We start from the raw sequence: 18,163 nt of genomic DNA, 5'->3' as shown, positions 1-18,163 counted from the left end.
AACCACAGCATCCCCGCCGCGAGAGCGGTGGTGGGGACGGCTGCGGCGGCCCAGCCCCGCCCGGCGCCGCCTCCACGCTCAGGAAACCAAGACCGGGGCTCAGGCGCAGCCGAACCTGGCCGCCGCCCAGTCGGCGTGGTCGCCCGACTTGGACCCGTTGGTGTCGGTGACCTTCAGGCGCACGTGCCGCGCGCCGTCCAGCTTGACGTCCACCGGGACGGTCGCGGACGCGCCCGTCACCTTGGGCGAGGTCCAGAGCACCTTGCCGTCGGCCTCGACGGAGAAGGCCACTTCCCCGTAGCCGTTGATCTCGTCGTCGATGCCCGCGTCGGCGGTGAACACGGTGCACCGGCCGCCCGTGTAGACCTCGATGTCGGAGTCGGCGTGGGTGCCGATGCCCTTGTCGTACGTCTTCCCGGCGAGGGTGAGCTTCTTGCCGTCCGCCGCGCCGGACTCGCCGTTGCTGCGGTCGCGTTCGGGCGGGCCGTAGCCGTTGGCCGACTTCAGCCACACCATGTCGCTCGCCCAGGTGTCGGCCGTCGGCGGCGGGGGCATCACGGACACCCCGAAGCGCTGCACGGCGGTGCGGTCCTGGCCGGCCGCCCGGTAGCGGGCGGTGGCGGTGAGGGTGGTGTCCCCCGCCTTGGCGTCCTTCGCCGGGGTGACGGCGACCTCGACCCGGTGCGTCGTGCCCGCCGGGATCCGGCCGACGGCGACGGGGGTGACCTGCCAGCCCACCGGAACGTCCAGCGAGACGGCGACGCCGGTGGCGTCGTACTTGCCCGCCGTCACGTCGACGGCGACCTTGCCTGCGACGCCCGCGCCCAGCTCCTGCCCGGGGGCGGCGGAGAGTGCCGCAACGGCACCGGCGTCGGGGCCGCCCACCGCGCTCGTGCCCTCCAGCTCCAGCTCGAAGGCCCGGTCCGTGCGCAGCGGTGCGGTCTTGACCTTGACGACTCCGCCGCGGTCGTCCTGGTCGTACCACCAGCCCTGTACGGCCTTGTCGTACGCCGACCTGCTCTTCAGCTGCGGCAGTTCGCGTCCGCCGAGCTCCACCTCGTCCGGTGCGGAGTGGGTGTGGACGGTGAAGGCGTAGGGCCGCTTGGTCTGCTTGCCCCGGAAGTCGCCCTTGCTCGCACCGATCCGGATGCTGACGTCGCCCTTGCCGCGGCGCGGGGCCTCGACGTCGGCGCTCTGGGTGGCGTACTTCCCGCTCCGGTGCTGGCGGGTCACACCGTCGTCCTCATAGAGGGTGAAGGACGACTTGCCCTGCGGGTAGACGTCCCAGGCGAGCGGCGAGTCCGCGGTCCGGTCCGCGTACGAGCGGATGCCCGGCCACATCGGCACGCTGGCGCCCGCCTTCACGAACAACGGGAGGGTGTCGAGGGGAGCGCTGTAGTTGTCGACGGTCGTCGGCCCCTCATAGAGGCGGCCGCTCCAGTAGTCGACCCAGGTCCCCTTGGGGAGGTAGATCCCGTCACGCTTGCCGCTGTCCTGGTAGACGGGTGCGACGAGGAAGTCCTCGCCCGACATGAACTCGTACTTGGCGGCGTCGGTGCCCGCCTTCGGGTCGTCCGGGTACTCCAGCGCCAGCGGACGCACCATGCCCACACCGGACTTGGTGGCCTCGTGGGCGTACGAGTACTGGTAGGGCAGCAGCGACTCCTTCAGCTTGAGGTAGTCGCGGTTGATGGAGGTGTACGGCTCCCCGTAACGGAAGGGCTGCTTGTCGTTGGCGGCCCAGCCGTCCATCGTCATGGTCGTGCCGAGGAACATCTTCCACTGGAGGTCGCGGGTGTACGTCTTGGCGCTGCCGCCGAAGATGCCGTCGACGTCACCGGTGGTGTAGGCGAGTCCCGACATCGTCGAACCGGCGTAGGTCGGGATCTGCCAGCGGATGTACTCCCAGCTGCCCGACTGGTCGCCGGACCACTGCACGCCGCAGCGCTGGGCGCCGGCCCAGCTCTCCGGGGCCCAGGTGAACCCGCGGGCGTCGCTGTTGTCCTCGATCCCCTTGTAGGAGTCCTTGCAGCCGTCGAGGGCGAACTTGTAGCCGTCGCCGACCCAGGCGACGTCCAGTTTGGCGACGCGCTGTCCCGCCTTCACCTGGTCGGCCAGCTTGGCGATGCCGTCCTCGGTCCACAGGCCGAGCTGCATCTTGCGGTCCTGCAGCCCCTTTGCCGTCTCGGCGAGGTCCTCGTAGCCGCAGCCGTAGCCGTCGTTGACGAGCATCCACCCGTTGGGCATGTCGTTCTCGACGTATCCGTCGGCGACCTTGAGGGAGTCGGCGAGCGTGCGGCGCTCGCCGCGGTTGGCGTTGTGCAGGTAGCAGTCCGCGTCGCCGATCTCCATGCCGTAGATCGGCGGCAGGAAGGGCTTTCCGGTCAGTTTGGTGTACTGCCCGATGACGTCCTTCGCGGCGTCCTTGCCGTCCCCCGCGAAGTAGTACGCGTCGAAGCGCTGCTCCTTGGCTGCGGTGGTGACGGCGGGGCCTGCCGAGCCGAAGTCGTACGTGTTGGGGGCGTAGGTGTTCCGGTAGACGCCGTAGCCCGCGGTCGACAGGTAGAACGGCACGGAGTTGGGGTGGCCGCCGTCGTTCCAGTTGTAGTCGACGCCGACCTCGACCTTCTTGCCGCGGTGCGAGGTGTTGCCGCGGCCGTTCTGCATGCCGGCGCCGTAGAACTGCTCGTCGGTACGGGGCGCGAGGGTCTGCGTGGTCGCGTCCTTGCCGTCGGCGCCCTTGCCCCAGCCGATCCCCTTGGACTCGGCCCAGACCTGGGTGCCGTCGGCGCGGTGGAGCGCGAAGCGCAGCGGGCTCTTGTAGGCGCGCAGGGTGAGCTTGGAGGTGCTCAGCTCGTAGCGGTCGCCCTTGTCGCTCCAGCGGGTCCTCGGCGGCTTGTCGCCCTGCGGCAGGACGATGTCCTGGCCGGTCGGATCGGTGAACTTCCCGTCCGGCGCGAGCTCGATCCGGAACGTCTGCGCGGAGACGAAACTGACACGGGCCTCGGCGTTGCCCGCGTGGAGCTGGTACGAGGCGGCGGGCCCGGCCTCGAAACCGGTGAGGTCGCCGACGGTGGTGTCGGCGGGGACGGCATCGGCACTCTCGGCACCGGAGGCGGGCCCGGCGAACCCGACTGCGAGCCCGAGCAGGGCGGCAAGGGCCGCGGCTCTGAGGCGAGTTGGTGATCTCATCCCGCCGTCCTAGTGGATGCGGGGCACGGGAGACCATGGACTTACGCAGCCCACACGTGGACTTCCGCAGGCCGCGCGAGAACTTACGCTGCGCAGCTAGCCCCCTTGGGCAGCGGGGCCGCCCCCGGGGGCGGGACGGGTGGGCAAGGGGGCGGCCCCCACGCGGAGCCCGCCCCCTCACGACCGCCCCCTCGCCACTACCTAGAGCGCGACGCCCAGCAACGCGTCCACCGCCCGCGAGACCACGCCCGGAGCGCCCTCCTCAGCACCCCCGGCGGAAGCCTGAAGTTCCGCCCACCGGTCCACCGCCGCCAGCGCGGCAGGTGCGTCCAGGTCGTTCGCCAGAGCGAGACGCATCTCCTCGACGGCCTCGTCCGCCGACGGCCCGTCCGGCCGCGACACCGCCGCGCGCCAGCGGCCCAGCCGGGCCACCGCGTCCGCGAGGACCTGGTCGGTCCACTCCCAGTCGGAGCGGTAGTGGTGCGAAAGGAGCGCCAGCCGGATCGCCGCCGGATCGACACCCGCACGGCGCAGCGCGGAGACGAAGACCAGATTGCCCTTCGACTTCGACATCTTCTCGCCGTCGAGACCGACCATGCCCGCGTGCACGTACGCCTTCGCGAAGGGGTGCTCACCGGTCAGTGCCTGCGCGTGCGAGGCGCCCATCTCGTGGTGCGGGAAGGCGAGGTCGGAACCGCCGCCCTGCACGTCGAAGCCCATGCCCAGGTGCTCCAGGGCGATGGCCACGCACTCGATGTGCCAGCCGGGACGCCCGGCGCCCAGCGACGCGCCGTCCCAGCTGGGCTCGCCCTCGCGGGCCGCCATCCACAGCATCGGGTCGAGGGGGTTCTTCTTGCCGGGGCGCTCGGGGTCGCCGCCGCGTTCGGCGGACAGGATCCGCATCGCTTCCGCGTCGAGCCCGGAGACCTCGCCGAAGTGCGGGTCGGCCTCGACGGAGAAGTAGATGTCGCCTTCCAGCTCGTACGCGGCGCCCGAGTCCCGCAGCCGCTCGACGAGCGGCACGATGCCGGGAATGGCTTCGACGGCGCCCACGTACTGCTGCGGGGGCAGCATCCGCAGGGCGGTCATGTCCTCGCGGAAGAGGGCGGTCTCGCGCTCTGCGAGGCCGGTCCAGTCGATGCCGTCGCGGATCGCGCGCTCCAGGAGCGGGTCGTCGACGTCCGTGACGTTCTGGACGTAGTGGACCTGCCTCTTGGTGTCGAGCCACACGCGTTGTACGAGGTCGAACGCGTTGTAGGTCGCCGCGTGCCCCATGTGGGTCGCGTCGTACGGCGTGATGCCGCACACGTAGATACGGGCGACGGGACCGGGGTCGAGGGTGATCAACCCATTGGTCGCGGTGTCGTGGATCTGGAGGTCGCGGCCCTTGCCAGGCAGGGCGGGGACCTCAGAAGCGGGCCAGGCATGCATGCCACGAGCGTAACCGGATGCATGTTCCGTTTACGACCCGGTCCGAGATCTTGACCGAATACACCGTCTTGTGGAGCCCTCGCCGGAGCCCATATGTCAGGACAACCAGTCAACTGTGCGGCCGAGCGACGGGGCAACCGCGAGCCCTCCGCTCAGACCGGCGGCCACGGAATCGCCGGCCACTGCCCGCTCGGCGCCGGATGCACGCCCGCCGTGCGCAGGGCGGCCACCCTGGCCCGCAGCGCGTCCAGCTCCACCGCGGTGACGAGTTCGGCCAGTCGGGTGGCGAGCGGGGTCCCCTCGCGCAGGTCCGCGTCGAGCCGCTCCAGCACCTCGACGGCCTCGGCGGGCAGCGGCTCGCCTGCCCAGCCCCACAGCAGGGTGCGCAGCTTGCCGTCGGCGTGGAAGGTGACGCCGTGGTCGATGCCGTAGAGGCGGCCGTCGCCGGCGGGCAGCAGGTGGCCGCCCTTGCGGTCGCCGTTGTTGATCACCGCGTCGAGTACGGCGAGCCGCCGCAGCCGTGCGTCGTCGGCGTGCACGAGCAGCGCGGTGCGTCCCTCGGCGACCTCGGCCAGGACCACCGGTTTCCAGCCGTCGCCGGGTTCTTCATCCTCTATGAGGGCGAGGAGGGCGCCGCCCTCCGCTGCGTCCCCGTCGATCCACAGCTGGCACATGCCCTCGCCGTACGGGCCGTCCCGCAGCACCGTCGGCGGGATCAGGCCCCATCCCGTCGCCTCGGAGATCTCGTACGAGGCGACCTCGCGGCGTGCCAGATTGCCGTCGGGGAAGTCCCACAGGGGCTGCTCTCCTGCGACCGGTTTGTAGACGCAGCGGGCGCTCTCGCCCTCGTACGAGATCTCGCAGTAGAGCACCGCGTTGGAGGCTTCCCTGACCTGGCCGAGCACCTTGAGCTCGCCCTTGGCGAGGAGGGTCGGCACATCGACCGAAGGGGTCACAGCCCCCGCCGGTATCCGTTCTGGCGCGGGCATACGTGTCCCTCCGGGTCGAGCGGCAGGCTGCACAGCGGGCACGGCGGGCGGCCCGCGTTGACGACGTCCAGGGCCCGCTTGGCGAAGGCCCTGGCCTGGGCTCCGCTGAGCCGCACGCGCAGCATGGGCGGCCCGTTCTCCTCGTCCTGGAGCATCCGCTCCTCGGCCGCGGCGAGGTCTTCGTCGGTGTCGACGTCCAGCTCGACCAGGGCCTGCGCCTCGACGATCATGCGCTGGTCCTCACCGTCCCAGGCGAGCGCCATCGTGCCGACCCGGAACTCCTCCTCGACGGGGGCGTCCAGGGGGGCCGTGTCGTGCACGTCGGAGGGGGCGACGGCCGGAACGGGGGCGTTGCCGCCGGTGCGCCGCACGACCTCGTCGAGCAGTTCGTCGATGCGCTCGGCCAAGGCCTCGACCTGGGTCTTCTCCAGGGAAACGCTGGTGACGCGACCGGCCGCCGAAGCCTGGAGGAAGAAGGTACGGCGGCCAGGCAGCCCGACCGTACCGGCCACGAAACGCTCCGGCGGGTCGTAGAGGAACACCTGACGGGACACGTCCTGATCTCCATCGGTTCGGGGGTGGGGATTGATGCCACACGGCGCAACGGCTTACGGCGCGACCACCCTACTGTGCGCGTGGATCACGCTGCCCCGGCGCGCGGTGGTCACGGCGCACCCGCGCCGCCTCCCACGGCCGCGTCCCCGTCGTCCTTGCCGTCCGGGATCCCCTGCGGTGCGAGCCCCGACAGGTCGCCGGTGTCCCCGAGCCGTACGAGAAAGGGCCGCAGCCTGGTGTAGCGGATCACCGTCAGGGAACACGGATCGACGTGAATGCGCTGGAAGAGATCGAGATGCATGCCGAGGGCGTCCGCGACGAGGGACTTGATGATGTCGCCGTGCGAGCACATGACGTAGAGGGCGTCGGTGCCGTGCTCGGCGTCGATCGTCGCGTTCCAGTCGTGCACGGCGTCCACCGCGCGCGCCTGCATGGCGCGCATCGACTCGCCGCCGGGGAAGGCCGCGGCCGAGGCGTGCCGCTGCACGACCTCCATCAGCGGGTGGTCGGTGAGTTCGCCGAGCTTGCGCCCGGACCACTCGCCGTAGTCGCACTCGTTGATCCGCTCCTCGGTGTGCAGCGGCAGACCGGGGCGGGCGTCGAGCAGCGGTTGCAGGGTTTCCCGGCAGCGCTGCAGGGGGCTGCTCACCACCGCCTCAAGAGGCAGTCCCGCGAGCCGTCCCGGCAGCGCCGCGGCCTGCTGGGTGCCGCGTTCGTCGAGGGCGACGCCGGGTGTCCGGCCGGCGAGCAGCCCGGCGGTGTTGGCGGTGGAACGTCCGTGCCGTACGAGGATCAGCGTGGCCATGTCTCCCAGCCTAGGCTGCGGGGCACCCCCGGGTGCGTACGGCCCCGTGACCGGGGAGAATGCACGCCGTGATCGTCGACTGCGCCATCTACCGCGAGGGCCGCCGCACCGAGGGCCCGTCCGACCTCTCCGACGCGCTCGGGGAGGCGCGTTCCGCGCAGGACCGTTTCCTGTGGATCGGGCTGCACGAGCCGTCGGAGAAGGAGTTCGACCTGGTCACCTCCGAGTTCGGGCTGCATCCGCTGGCCGTGGAGGACTCGCTGTCGGCGCATCAGCGGCCGAAGCTGGAGGTGTACGAGGACTCCCTGTTCGCCGTGCTGAAGCCGGTCGTGTACGAGCCGGAGAGCGACACGGTGACCTCCGGCGAGCTGATGGTCTTCGTCGGTGACTCGTTCGTGGTGACCGTCCGGCACGGCGAGGGCGCGCCGCTGGCCGCCGTGCGCCAGCGGCTGGAGTCCGATCCGCAGTTGCTCGCGCACGGCCCGACGTCCGTGCTGTACGCGGTGTCCGACGCGGTCGTCGACCACTACATGGAGGTGGCGGCGGAGCTGGCGACCGACATGGAGGAACTGGAGTCGGAGGTGTTCTCGCCGCAGGGCGGCGACACCAAGGGCACCGCGGGCCGCATCTACACCTTCAAGCGGCAGGTGCTGGAGTTCCGCCGGGCGAGCGCGCCGCTGGCGCAGCCGATGCTGCGGCTGTCCAGCCCGGGGCTGCCGTTCGTGCACGACCACGCCCAGCCGTTCTTCCGGGACGTCAGCGATCACCTCACCCGTGCCAATGAGCAGGTGGAGGGCCTGGACCGGCTGCTCTCCGACATCCTGTCCGCGCACCTCGCGCAGATGGGCGTACGGCAGAACGACGACATGCGGAAGATCTCGGCGTGGGCGGCGATGGCTGCCGTGCCGACGATGGTCGCGGGGATCTACGGCATGAACTTCGAGCACATGCCGGAGCTGAAGTGGGGGTGGGCGTACTACGGGGTGCTGGTGTTCATGGCGTTGTGCGAGGTGGGCCTGTACCGGCTGTTCAAGCGGCGCGGCTGGCTCTGAGCCGTCCCGGCGCAGGCGCTCACGCCGTTTCCGCGACGGCGGGTCCGTCCAGCGCTCCTCGGCGCTCCGGCATCGTCAGCGTGACCATCTTCCGCCAGCCGCCGAGCCGTTCGTACAGGTACATCAGGCGGATGCCCGCGGCGAGCAGGGCGGCTTTGTACGCGGGCCAGCCCAGGATGCGGCCCATCCGCCCCATCACGGCGAGGCTGACGTCCCGGTACACGGCGATCTCCACACGCACGCACTCGTGCAGGGCGCGCTGGATGGCGCGGCCGTGTCCGAGGGCGGCGAGGCGGAGCAGTTCCTCGTGGCAGTAGGCGAGGTGGTTCTCCTCGTCGTGGCAGATCATCCGGATCGGGCGGCCGGCCTCGGGGTGGTCGCCGAAGTACGTGACGAGCATGTCCATCTGGTCGGCGGCGCGCTGCTCGGTGACCCGGCTGTGGGCGAGGTAGACGAGGATGTCCTCCTCGGTGAGGGTCTCATCGGCGCGCAGTTTGCTGTGCGCGAGGCCGATGCCGGCGCGCTCCAGGAGGAGTGTGTAGTCGAGCGCGAGCGGCACCTCGACCTCTTTGAGGTCGCGTTTGCGCAGCAGGGCCCGGAAGAGGCGGCCGTGTTTGTCCTCGTCGGCGCCGTGCCGGGTGATCTTCGGTGCGAGGTCACGCATGGTGTCCGGGACGAGGGCGGCGATCCGGCCGTTCTCCCAGCCGCCCTGGGCCTCGCCACTGGCGGCGACCGAGCAGAACAGCTGGAACGTCTCGTCGTTGTCGAGGATTTCCTGGAAGAGACTCCGAGCAGAGAGCATCACTGCCACCTCCGTGTGCCCTTCCGGGCGCCTGTCCGTACGCACTCAACTGCGCTCGATGAGTCGAGTGAAGTGCGGTACGGACCGGGAGGCAACAGGTACGACGGACAAGTCGCCCGCATGGCGGAGCGTGCAATCCCTCAACGGGGCGTAACCCTGCGGCGTCTCAGGCGTTGTTCTGCATGACGGCCGTGGCGGGGAAGACCCCCGAGCCCCCACCACGGCCGCAGACTTCAACTCCCCTCCCCCTCTTGAGGGTTAGGCCAGCCCGGCGCGCTCCAGCGCCTCGGTGCCCGCCCGCAGTGCGGTGATCCGCTCGCCGAGCGTGAACCCTGCGGGTGCCAGCGTCAGCGTGGTGACTCCGGCGGCGGCGTACGCCTGCATCCGCTCGGCGATCCGCTCGACCGGGCCGAGCAGCGTCGTCTGGTCGATGAGCTGGTGCGGGACGGCGGCGGCTGCGCCGTTCTTGTCGCCGGACAGGTACTTGTCCTGGATCTCGGCGGCTTCCTTCTCGTAACCCATGCGCTGGGCAAGGCTGTTGTAGAAGTTCTGCTTGCGGCTGCCCATGCCGCCGACGTACAGCGCGGTGTACGGGCGGAACATGTCGGCCAGTGCGTTGACGTCGTCGCCGACGGCGAGCGGCAGCGTCGGGCAGACGTCGAACCCGTCCATCGTCCGGCCGGCCTTCTCGCGGCCCGCCCGCAGCGGGGCGATCGCCGTCTCCTCAAGATGTTCGGCGGAGGGGAAGATGAGCAGTGCGCCGTCGGCGATCTCGCCGGTCTGCTCCAGGTTCTTGGGGCCGATGGCGGCAATGTAGAGCGGGATGGTCTCGCGCTCGGGGTGCACGGTCAGCTTGATGGGCTTGCCGGGGCCGTCGGGCAGCGGCAGCGTCCAGTGCTGTCCTTCGTACGAGAGCCGCTCGCGGGACATGGCCTTGCGGACGATCTCGACGTACTCACGGGTGCGGGCGAGCGGCTTGTCGAACTTCACGCCGTACCAGCCCTCGGACACCTGGGGGCCCGAGACGCCGAGGCCGAGCCGGAAGCGGCCGCCGGAGAGGGAGTCGAGGGTGGCGGCGGTCATCGCCGTCATGGCGGGCTGACGGGCCGGGATCTGCATGATCGCGGAGCCGATGTCGATGCGCTCGGTCTGGGCGGCCACCCAGGAGAGCACGGTGGGGGCGTCCGAGCCGTAGGCCTCCGCGGCCCAGCAGACCGAGTAGCCGAGCCGGTCCGCTTCCTTGGCGACGGCGAGGTTGTCGCCGTCCATGCCCGCTCCCCAGTAGCCGAGGTTGATCCCGAGCCGCATGCGTCGCTCCTCTTACTGATCAGTAACGTGCTGGTGCGGCGGAGCCTAGCGCGCATGGGGGGAATTCGTCAGCGGCGGGTTGTCCACAGGCCCCCTTCGAGTGGCGTTGCGGACCAGTAATCTCGCGGCCATGGAGCAGAGGCATCTCGGCCGCACGGGCCTGCGCGTATCCAGAATCGGGCTGGGCACCCTCACCTGGGGTCGGGACACCGGTGAGCACGACGCCGCCGATCTGTTGAAGGTCTTCTGGGAGGCGGGCGGCACACTCGTCGACACCGCCGACGTGTACGGGGACGGCGACGCCGAGTACGTACTCGGGCAGCTCGTGGAATCCCTTGTTCCGCGCCGTGACCTGGTGATCGCCACCAAGGCGGGCAGCGTGCCGGACCCGGACCGCCGCTTCGACTGCTCGCGCGGGCACCTGCTGGCCGCGCTCGACGCCTCGCTGAAGCGCCTCGGGACGGACTACGTCGACGTGTGGCAGGTGCACGCCTTCGATCCGGGCACCCCGCTCGACGAGACACTGCAGGCCCTCGACATCGCGGTGGCCAGCGGACGGGCCCGCTACGCCGGGGTCTCCAACTTCTGCGGCTGGCAGCTCGCGAAGGCCGCCACCTGGCAGCTGGCCGCGCCCGGCACCCGGACCCGGCTGGCCAGCACCCAGATGGAGTACTCGCTGCTCCAGCGGGGCGTGGAACGCGAGGTGCTGCCCGCCGCGCTGGACCTCGGGGTCGGGCTGCTGCCGTCCTCCCCGCTCGGCCGGGGTGTCCTGACGGGCAAGTACCGGCACAACACGCCGCCCGACTCGCGCGGCGCCTCCGACCATCTCTCCCCCTTCGTCGCCCCGTACCTGGACGACGCGGCGGGGCGCATCGTGGACGCGGTCGCGATCGCCGCCGACGGCCTGGCGACGACCACGCTCCAGGTGGCTCTCGCATGGGTGCGGGACCGGCCGGGAGTGGTCGCGCCGATCGTGGGGGCGCGCAACGCGCAGCAGCTCGCGGCGGCATTGTCAGTGGAGGCGCTTAGTCTTCCTGACGAGATCCGCCGAGCGCTGGACGACGTGTCCGCGCCCCTGCACCGCTATCCCGACCAGGACTGGAGCACGCTGTGACCGCGCACCCCCGGGGGGAGACCCCCGTCCCCCCGGCCGACCCCGAGACCGCCGCCACGGCGGCCGGGACACCGGACGACGACACAGCCGCCGCGCAACCGGACGCGCAGGCCGCACAGCACGACACCGGGACGGTGGAGACCATGACGGACCCGCAGGACGAAGCAGTGGAGACGACTGAAGCGGCTGAAGCGGCTGAGGCGACTGACGCGGCTGAAGCGACCGGCGCGGCCGAACCTGCGGACGGCGAAGCAGAGGCCACGACGGAGGCCGCGACAGAGGCCGACTCTGCGGAAACCACTCCGGCCGTCCCCCCACTCTCCGAGGCCGAGGCCGAGTTGGCCGCCCAGCGGGAGTTCCGGGCGAAGATCGAGCAGCGCAAGGCCGAGAAGGCCGCCATTTCCGCCGGGTCCAAGCTGAGCGGTCCGGCCGCCGACCTGATGGCTGCCGTACGAGCCGTGGAGGGCGGCGCGAAGCCGCCGGCCGCGTTCGCAGCGGCGCCCGCGCCCGCGCCGTCGCATGCCGAGGCCGCGCCGGTCGCCGCCCCCGCTCAGGCCTCCCCCTCCGCCGTACCGTCACAGGCCGTTGCCGCGACGCCCGCACCCACCGCGGGAGCCGCCGTCGCACCGGAGGCCGTGGCGGACATCCGGAGTGTGCTGACCGCCGGGGGCGCCCCCGAGTCGCTTGCCCCCGAGGTCGCCGGGGCGCTCGGCGACCGGGCCGCGCAGGCGCTTCGCGAGGACCCCTGGCTGCTGCTGTCCGTCCCCGGGACGACTCCGGAGCAGGCCGACGGGTTCGCCCGCGCACTGCTCGGCGCCCAGTGCGGTCCCGCCGACGGACGGCGGGCCTCCGCGCTCGTCAACTGGCTGCTGGAGCGGGCCGCACTGAAGGGGCACACGGCCGTCGCGACGGAGCAGATCTGCAAGGCGCTCGCCGGGTTCGCGGTCCCGGACCCCGCCGAGGCGGTGGCGCACGCGGTCGCCGAGGGCGTCGCGCTGGCCCTCCAGGACGGGACCGGGGCCGAGGACGCCCCGGAAGCCGCGGAGGACGACGAGGACGGGGTCGAGGGCGAGGAAGCAGAACTGGTCGAGCCCGCCCCCGTCCTGCTCGGCCTCGACCGGTACGCGATGGCCGAGGAGAGCCTCGCCGAGGGTCTCGCCCGGCTGGTGAACTCCCCCGTGGAGGACGCCGGAGAGTGGGAGCAGCTCCCCGGTTCCGCCGGTGACCTGGTACGCGCGGTGGCGGGCCACGGACTGGTCGCCCACACCGGCGGCGAGGCGTCCCGCGCCGAGCCCGCCGCCCTGCTGGCCGCCGCCCACCGGCTCGGCCTGCGGGCGTACGCGGCCACGCACAGCGCGGACGGCCGCGACCGGGTGGCCGCGGTGCTGCGGGCCCGCGGCAGCGCAGCGGAATCCGAAGATGCAGCGGAATCCGAAGATTCGGACGCCACCTGGGCCGTCACCCTCGCCGGTCTGCTGTCCGGCGCCGAGGGACCCGGCCGGGACGCCGACGGCGCCCTCGACCTCGATCTGCTGGTCGTGTTCGACGCGCCCCAGCTGGACGTGGAGACCGGTGCGGTGCTCGTCGAGGCGCTGCCGGACGGGGCCCGGCTGGTGCTCGGCGGCGACCCCGGCGTGCTGCCGTCGGCCGGTGCCGGGCAGGTCTTCGTGGATGTGCTGAGCTCCCGGGCCTGCCCGCAGATCGCTTCCCGCACCCCCGACCCCGGCCCCATCGGCGAGCTGGTGTCCGGCATCGGCATCGGCGAGCTGAACCAGGTGGAGGCGCCCGGCAAGGAGGTCGTCATCGTGCCGGTGCGCGACGCGGGCGAGGCCGTGCACCGTACGGTCCAGCTCGTCGCGGACTCGGTGCCCCGGGCCATCGGCGTACCGCCCGAGCACACCCAGGTGATCACCCCGGGCCACGGCGGCTCGGCCGGCACCCGGGCTCTGAACGCGGCGCTCAAGCAGCGCCTCAACCCCGGCCCCGGCCGGTTCGGCGGCTTCGACTCCGGCGACCGGATCGCGTACGTCCCGGTGCCCGGCCGGACCGTGCCGGGCACGGTGCGGGGGGCCGACGCGGACGGGCTCCACCTGGACTGCGCCGGTACACCCGTCGTCGTACCGAAGGAGCGGGTCGAGGCGTCCGTACGGCACGCGTGGGCGCTGACCGCGCACCAGGCGGCCGGGATGCGCTGGCCCGCGGTGGTCGTGGTGCTGCCGGGCGACGCGGCGCAGGCCCTGAGCCGGCCGTGGGTGTACACCGCGTTCGGCCGGGGCGAGCGGCACCTGTCCGTGGTGCACGGCGTGGACCAGGCGCTGCCGCGTGCGGTGGCGGAGGTCGTGGCCCAGCCGCGTACGACCAGGCTGGCGGAGCTGTTGCGCCCGGCGCCGGTCGAGGCCCTGGCGTAGCGGAGCAGGACGGCGGACGGCGGAGGGGGTGCGGGCATCGATCGCCCGCACCCCCTCCGCCGTACCGCGGCTCGCTAGGCCTCTTCGAGGTCGTCCATCTCGTCGTCGTCGAAGACCGAGCTGACGTCGAAGCGGCACACGACGTCCCGCTGGTCGGCGCTGTCGAAGGGCGAGTTGAGCCACTCCCCCGGTTCCGGCAGTTCCTCCACCGCGGCCACCCACAGGGTGGAGTCGCCCTCCTCCAGGCCGAACTCCTTGTGCCGGGAGGCGATTTCGTCCGGCTCGTACTCGCCGAAGAGAACCCCCAGCGCGGCCTGCACGCTGCTGCCGACGACTGCGCCGGAGGCGGGCAGCTCGTGGGGTGCGGAGTCCGGGTCGAGGTCGGCGAGGCGCTGTGCCTGGGCGAGGAGGCGCTGTGGCTGGGCGACGGAGTAGTCGCGGCGGATCAGCACACTGAGTGCGTCGACCGGCCCCTTGTGGGCGGGTACGGCGTCCTCGGGGCTGGGGATCTCGAAGGGGGTGACCTCGTCGTACCGCTCGTAGAGCAGTTCGTCGTAGTCCTCCGCGGCCGCGGCCAGTTCGTTGAAGGCGTCGTAGACGGCGGGGTCGTCGTCTCCGGAACGGCGCTCGACCGCCTCAAGGTGGCGGTCCAGCGCGGCTTTTACCGCCTCGGCGGCGGCGCGTACCTCGGCAGCGGTGGTGGGCTGAGCGGCATCAGACATAGTGCAGACGCTATCCGTAGACGACCTCTGCCCGCACAATAGATGCGATGCCGGAATACGAATTTGTCGACGTGTACGTCCCGCGCGGGGTCTCCCGCAAGGAAGCGACCCGTCTGCTGACCGACCACGCCGAATACGGACACTGGGAGCTGGACCGACTGAGTCTGCGCCGCGACGGAAGCCGCCGGGTGCGGTTGCGCAGGCGGATCATCCGCCAGGTGCGCGCCACTTGGTGAGCCCACCGGACCACAGGTGAGCCACCTGTCACCACGCACGGAGCGGGCCCCGCGACCACGGGACCCGCTCCGCGTCCAGCTGTGTACGGAGCGGACGTGACGCCGCCGGGTACAGGGGTGTTACGCCGCCGAGCGTGCCCGGCGGTAGAGCACCGCGCCCGCGAGGAGCAGTCCGGCGCCCACCGGGATCGCCGTACCGAGCATGCCGGAGGCACCGGTCGACGCCAGCGACTCGGTGGCCGCGGGCTGGGTGACGGTCTGCGTCTGCGGCGTGTTCGGGATCGCCCGGACGGGCTTGCCCGGCTTGCCGTGGGTGGGCGGCTCGTCCGGCGTGGGCGGCTCGTCCGGGGTCGGCGGCTCGTCCGGGGTGACGGGGGTGGCCGGGGTGGCGGGGGTGACCGGGCCGGACTCGTTGGCGCAGTCGTTGCCGAAGGTCGGGTTGAGGAGCCCGATGACGCTGACGCCGTTGCCGCAGGCGTTCACCGGGACGTGCACCGGCACCTGGACGTTGTTGCCGGAGCCGACACCCGGCGAGTTGCTCGTGTCGCCGTGGGCGGACGCGCCGCCACCGGTGTGGGTGCCGGTGCCCGTCCCCGAGTGGCCGGAGTGACCCGAGTGCCCGGAGTGACCGGAGTGCCCCGAGTGGCCGGAAGCGGCCGAGCCGGACTTGTTGGCGCAGTCGTTGCCGAAGGTCGGGTTGAGAGCCCCGACGACGTTGACGGTGTTGCCACACGCGTTGACCGGGACGTGCACTGGAACCTGCACCGAGTTGCCGGACAGTACGCCCGGTGAGTTCGACGCGGTCCCGTTGGCACCCGAGTCGGCGTGCGCAGCGCCGCCGCTCAGAGCGAGCACGCCACCGGCGGCCGCGACGGTGATCAGACCTTTTTTGGTGACCTGACGCATTGGATCGTTTCCTTGCCTCTGCCTACCGAAATGCCCGCGGACTTCCATGTCCGCGGGCCGATATCCCAAACGGCCCCGGAGTGCATGGCGCGCACTCCGGGGCCGCCCGGGAATTTCAGACCCTCAGGGGGTCATACACACAACGTCACTTGTTGATGCAGGTGTTGCCGAAGGCGGGGTTCAGCAGACCGATCACGTTGACCGTGTTGCCGCACACGTTCACCGGCACGTGGATCGGGGCCTGGACGACGTTGCCCGAAAGGACGCCGGGGGAGTTCAGCGCAGCGCCCTGGGCACCCGAGTCCGCGACAGCCATGCCCGCGCCCGCGAGAACGAGGCCACCCGTAGCAGCCGCAGCAGCGACGATCTTCTTGATCATTGTTGTTCCTCCTAGTTGAAAGGTGCGATCCCAGCCGCGGACCGCATCACCTGTAACGAAGAGAAACCCGTGGGGCTACGACCCCGTCCCTCCATTCACTCTTTTCATTCAAGTAGCACGTGCGGGCGATTAACTGGGCAAGACGTTTCCTCAGCCGTCGCCACGGGCATCAGCAGTGGTCGATGAACCGGTCCAGCACCCGGGCGCCGAACTTGAGCCCGTCGACCGGCACTCGCTCGTCCACCCCGTGGAACATGCCCGCGAAGTCCAGCTCCGGGGGCAGCTGGAGCGGCGCGAAGCCGAAGCAGCGGATGCCGAGGTCGTCGAAGTGCTTGGCGTCGGTGCCGCCCGAGAGCATGTACGGGATGGCGCGGGCGATCGGGTCCTCGGCGCGCAGCGCGGTCTGCATCGCGTCCACGAGGTGGCCGTCGAAGTCGGTCTCCAGCGCCTTGTCACGGTGCGAGCGGGCCTCGTCGACCTTCACCCGGGGGCCGAGGATGCGGGCGAGGTCGGCGTGGAACTCCTCCTCGTGGCCCGGCAGGAAGCGGCCGTCGACGTGGGCGCTGGCCTGGCCGGGGATGACGTTCACCTTGTAGCCGGCGTCGAGCATGGTGGGGGCCGCGGAGTTGCGCAGGGTGGCGCCGACCATTTTGGCGATGCCGCCGAGCTTGGCGAGGGTCTCGTCCATGTTCTCCGGGTCGAGCTCGGTGCCGAGCGCGTCGGAGAGCTCGTCGAGGAAGGACCGCACGGTCTTGGTGACCCGCACCGGCCACTCGTACCGGCCGAGCCGCCCCACCGCCTCGCAGAGCTCGGTGATGGCGTTGTCCTTGTTGGTCATCGAACCGTGGCCGGCGGTGCCGTCCACGGTGAGCCGCATCCAGTGCATGCCCTTCTGGGCGGTCTCCACCAGGTACAGGCGCAGGTTCTCGTTCACGGTGAACGAGAAGCCGCCGACCTCGCCGATGGCCTCGGTGACGCCCTCGAAGAGGTCCGGGTGGTTGTCGACGAGGTGCCGCGCCCCGTACGTACCGCCCGCCTCCTCGTCGGCGAGGAAGGCCAGCACGATGTCGCGCGGGGGCTTGCGGCCGGTGCGCAGGCGGTCGCGCACCACCGCGAGGGTCATCGCGTCCATGTCCTTCATGTCGACCGCGCCGCGGCCCCACACGCAGCCGTCGGCGATCTCGCCGGAGAACGGGTCGTGCGTCCAGTCCTCCGCGTTGGCCGGGACGACGTCGGTGTGGCCGTGGATGAGGAGCGCGGGCCGCGACGGGTCCTCGCCCTCGATGCGGGCCACGGTCGAGGCGCGCCCCGGGTGGGACTCGAAGATCTTCGGTTCGAGGCCGACCTCGGCGAGCTTCTCCGCGACGTACTCGGCGGCCTTGCGCTCCCCCGGCCCGGAGTGGTCGCCGTAGTTGCTGGTGTCGATGCGGATGAGATCCCGGCAGAGGTCGACGACCTCGTCCTCGCCGCTCACTGTCCGGGTCGTGTTCGACTCGCTCACGCTGCTTCCTCCCACTGCGTTGCTGGTGGTCCCCCTCATCCTCCCGCTCCCGGCTCCGCCACCCAAGGGGGGCCCACCCGTGCAATGTGCCGTTCATGCAGGTGGGAGGGGACTTGGAGGGTGGTGATCGAGCACCCGAAACCCCTGGTATTGTTTTCCACGTCGGAACGGGACAGCACAAAACAGCCCCGAACGACAGACACCTTGTCCGGGTGGCGGAATGGCAGACGCGCTAGCTTGAGGTGCTAGTGCCCTTTATCGGGCGTGGGGGTTCAAGTCCCCCCTCGGACACCAGAGAGAAGACCCCAGTTCATCTGGGGTCTTTTTGCATGTCCATGGTCATTCTCGCGGGCCGATACCCTGGCCGAATGATGGAGAACCTCCCCCCTTGCCCCGAATGTTCCTGCGAGTACACCTACGAGATGGACGTCCTCGTGGTGTGCCCGGAGTGCGGGCACGAGTGGGTGCCCCGGGAAGGGGCGGCCGGTGACGGTGACGCGGGGCCGGCTGCCGTGCGGGACTCCGTGGGGAACGTGCTGGCCGACGGGGACAGTGTGACGGTGGTGAAGGCGCTCAAGGTGAAGGGCAGTCCTTCGGGGATCAAGGCGGGTACCAAGGTGCGGGGCATCCGGCTGATCGAGCCGGTCGACGGGCACGACATCGACTGCAAGGTGGACGGCTTCGGGGCGATGCGTCTCAAGTCGAGCCTGGTGAAGAAGGTCTGAGGCGCAGTGAGTACGAGGGGGCCGGTCCGGGTGCGGAC

Annotated in this window: 16 protein-coding genes and 1 tRNA gene; 6 read left to right on the top strand and 11 right to left on the bottom strand. The window is 71.2% G+C overall.

What is annotated here, in order from left to right; all coding sequences use genetic code 11:
* Positions 1–99 precede the first annotated feature (99 nt).
* The 5 genes from AB0D18_RS28855 to AB0D18_RS28835 all read right to left on the bottom strand — a co-directional run bounded on the left by AB0D18_RS28855 (position 100) and on the right by AB0D18_RS28835 (position 6,972).
* On the bottom strand, positions 100–3,192 hold the full coding sequence (locus AB0D18_RS28855; protein WP_362424668.1) for an NPCBM/NEW2 domain-containing protein: 3,093 nt from the start codon (positions 3,190–3,192) through the stop codon (positions 100–102).
* A 201-nt stretch (positions 3,193–3,393) separates the two neighbouring features.
* Positions 3,394–4,623 (bottom strand): cysteine--1-D-myo-inosityl 2-amino-2-deoxy-alpha-D-glucopyranoside ligase, encoded by a 1,230-nt coding sequence (mshC, locus tag AB0D18_RS28850; protein ID WP_362424665.1) that lies wholly within the window; start codon positions 4,621–4,623, stop codon positions 3,394–3,396.
* A gap of 152 nt (positions 4,624–4,775) precedes the next feature.
* Entirely contained in the window at positions 4,776–5,612 is an 837-nt protein-coding gene (locus AB0D18_RS28845) for an SCO1664 family protein (RefSeq protein ID WP_362424662.1), read from the bottom strand.
* A complete protein-coding gene (locus tag AB0D18_RS28840) occupies positions 5,576–6,166 on the bottom strand; it encodes a DUF3090 domain-containing protein (RefSeq protein ID WP_362424659.1) in 591 nt (196 codons plus the stop codon). The genes AB0D18_RS28845 and AB0D18_RS28840 overlap by 37 nt, the downstream gene beginning before the upstream one ends.
* 110 nt (positions 6,167–6,276) lie before the next feature.
* The gene (locus tag AB0D18_RS28835) at positions 6,277–6,972 is read right to left on the bottom strand and encodes a histidine phosphatase family protein (RefSeq protein WP_362424656.1); all 696 of its coding nucleotides are present in this window, start codon (positions 6,970–6,972) and stop codon (positions 6,277–6,279) included.
* A 59-nt stretch (positions 6,973–7,031) separates the two neighbouring features.
* On the opposite strand from AB0D18_RS28835, the gene corA reads away from it, so the two are divergent.
* A complete protein-coding gene (gene corA, locus AB0D18_RS28830) occupies positions 7,032–8,024 on the top strand; it encodes a magnesium/cobalt transporter CorA (protein ID WP_362424653.1) in 993 nt (330 codons plus the stop codon).
* 19 nt (positions 8,025–8,043) lie between these two features.
* On the opposite strand, the gene AB0D18_RS28825 is transcribed toward corA, so the two are convergent.
* Positions 8,044–8,826: a ferritin-like domain-containing protein gene (locus AB0D18_RS28825; RefSeq protein WP_362424650.1), complete on the bottom strand. Its 783-nt coding sequence runs from the start codon at positions 8,824–8,826 to the stop codon at positions 8,044–8,046.
* 258 nt (positions 8,827–9,084) lie between these two features.
* A complete protein-coding gene (locus AB0D18_RS28820; protein ID WP_362424647.1) occupies positions 9,085–10,134 on the bottom strand; it encodes an LLM class F420-dependent oxidoreductase in 1,050 nt (349 codons plus the stop codon).
* 130 nt (positions 10,135–10,264) lie between these two features.
* Here AB0D18_RS28820 and AB0D18_RS28815 point away from each other — a divergent pair, with 130 nt between their 5' ends.
* Both AB0D18_RS28815 and AB0D18_RS28810 read left to right on the top strand, forming a co-directional pair.
* On the top strand, positions 10,265–11,248 hold the full coding sequence (locus AB0D18_RS28815) for an aldo/keto reductase (RefSeq protein ID WP_362424644.1): 984 nt from the start codon (positions 10,265–10,267) through the stop codon (positions 11,246–11,248).
* Positions 11,245–13,656 carry an ATP-dependent RecD-like DNA helicase gene (locus AB0D18_RS28810; RefSeq protein WP_362424641.1) on the top strand — a complete coding sequence of 804 codons (2,412 nt, stop codon included), beginning with the start codon at positions 11,245–11,247 and terminating at the stop codon, positions 13,654–13,656. The genes AB0D18_RS28815 and AB0D18_RS28810 overlap by 4 nt, the downstream gene beginning before the upstream one ends.
* Positions 13,657–13,730: 74 nt before the next feature.
* Here the strand turns inward: AB0D18_RS28810 and AB0D18_RS28805 are convergent, their stop codons facing one another.
* Positions 13,731–14,378, bottom strand: a complete 648-nt coding sequence (locus tag AB0D18_RS28805) for a hypothetical protein (protein WP_362424638.1) — start codon at positions 14,376–14,378, stop codon at positions 13,731–13,733.
* Positions 14,379–14,425: 47 nt separating this feature from the next.
* Here AB0D18_RS28805 and AB0D18_RS28800 point away from each other — a divergent pair, with 47 nt between their 5' ends.
* Positions 14,426–14,614, top strand: a complete 189-nt coding sequence (locus tag AB0D18_RS28800) for a DUF5703 family protein (protein ID WP_018535088.1) — start codon at positions 14,426–14,428, stop codon at positions 14,612–14,614.
* 120 nt (positions 14,615–14,734) lie between these two features.
* Here AB0D18_RS28800 and AB0D18_RS28795 read toward each other — a convergent pair whose 3' ends face one another.
* The 3 genes from AB0D18_RS28795 to AB0D18_RS28785 form a co-directional block, all read right to left on the bottom strand.
* The gene (locus tag AB0D18_RS28795) at positions 14,735–15,520 is read right to left on the bottom strand and encodes a chaplin (RefSeq protein WP_362424635.1); all 786 of its coding nucleotides are present in this window, start codon (positions 15,518–15,520) and stop codon (positions 14,735–14,737) included.
* Positions 15,521–15,665: 145 nt separating this feature from the next.
* On the bottom strand, positions 15,666–15,899 hold the full coding sequence (chpH, locus tag AB0D18_RS28790) for a chaplin ChpH (RefSeq protein WP_362424632.1): 234 nt from the start codon (positions 15,897–15,899) through the stop codon (positions 15,666–15,668).
* 169 nt (positions 15,900–16,068) lie between these two features.
* Positions 16,069–17,400 (bottom strand): M20/M25/M40 family metallo-hydrolase, encoded by a 1,332-nt coding sequence (locus AB0D18_RS28785; RefSeq protein WP_362424630.1) that lies wholly within the window; start codon positions 17,398–17,400, stop codon positions 16,069–16,071.
* 206 nt (positions 17,401–17,606) lie between these two features.
* Between AB0D18_RS28785 and AB0D18_RS28780 the strand changes: the two genes are divergently transcribed.
* Both AB0D18_RS28780 and AB0D18_RS28775 read left to right on the top strand, forming a co-directional pair.
* Positions 17,607–17,694: transfer RNA gene (locus tag AB0D18_RS28780), tRNA-Leu, on the top strand.
* Between the two features lie 74 nt (positions 17,695–17,768).
* The gene (locus tag AB0D18_RS28775; protein WP_362424627.1) at positions 17,769–18,125 is read left to right on the top strand and encodes a zinc ribbon domain-containing protein YjdM; all 357 of its coding nucleotides are present in this window, start codon (positions 17,769–17,771) and stop codon (positions 18,123–18,125) included.
* Positions 18,126–18,163: the final 38 nt, after the last annotated feature.

The organism is Streptomyces sp. NPDC048442, from assembly GCF_040651475.1.
Lineage (GTDB): Bacteria > Actinomycetota > Actinomycetes > Streptomycetales > Streptomycetaceae > Streptomyces.
This window is presented reverse-complemented; position numbering and strand designations above follow the sequence as displayed.

Coding starts and splice junctions, on each gene's coding strand:
- AB0D18_RS28855 (WP_362424668.1), bottom strand. CDS start 3,192: ATGAGATCACCAACTCGCCTCAGAGCCGCGGCCCTTGCCGCCCTGCTC.
- mshC (WP_362424665.1), bottom strand. CDS start 4,623: ATGCATGCCTGGCCCGCTTCTGAGGTCCCCGCCCTGCCTGGCAAGGGC.
- AB0D18_RS28845 (WP_362424662.1), bottom strand. CDS start 5,612: ATGCCCGCGCCAGAACGGATACCGGCGGGGGCTGTGACCCCTTCGGTC.
- AB0D18_RS28835 (WP_362424656.1), bottom strand. CDS start 6,972: ATGGCCACGCTGATCCTCGTACGGCACGGACGTTCCACCGCCAACACC.
- corA (WP_362424653.1), top strand. CDS start 7,032: ATGCACGCCGTGATCGTCGACTGCGCCATCTACCGCGAGGGCCGCCGC.
- AB0D18_RS28825 (WP_362424650.1), bottom strand. CDS start 8,826: ATGCTCTCTGCTCGGAGTCTCTTCCAGGAAATCCTCGACAACGACGAG.
- AB0D18_RS28820 (WP_362424647.1), bottom strand. CDS start 10,134: ATGCGGCTCGGGATCAACCTCGGCTACTGGGGAGCGGGCATGGACGGC.
- AB0D18_RS28815 (WP_362424644.1), top strand. CDS start 10,265: ATGGAGCAGAGGCATCTCGGCCGCACGGGCCTGCGCGTATCCAGAATC.
- AB0D18_RS28805 (WP_362424638.1), bottom strand. CDS start 14,378: ATGTCTGATGCCGCTCAGCCCACCACCGCTGCCGAGGTACGCGCCGCC.
- AB0D18_RS28800 (WP_018535088.1), top strand. CDS start 14,426: ATGCCGGAATACGAATTTGTCGACGTGTACGTCCCGCGCGGGGTCTCC.
- AB0D18_RS28795 (WP_362424635.1), bottom strand. CDS start 15,520: ATGCGTCAGGTCACCAAAAAAGGTCTGATCACCGTCGCGGCCGCCGGT.
- chpH (WP_362424632.1), bottom strand. CDS start 15,899: ATGATCAAGAAGATCGTCGCTGCTGCGGCTGCTACGGGTGGCCTCGTT.
- AB0D18_RS28775 (WP_362424627.1), top strand. CDS start 17,769: ATGATGGAGAACCTCCCCCCTTGCCCCGAATGTTCCTGCGAGTACACC.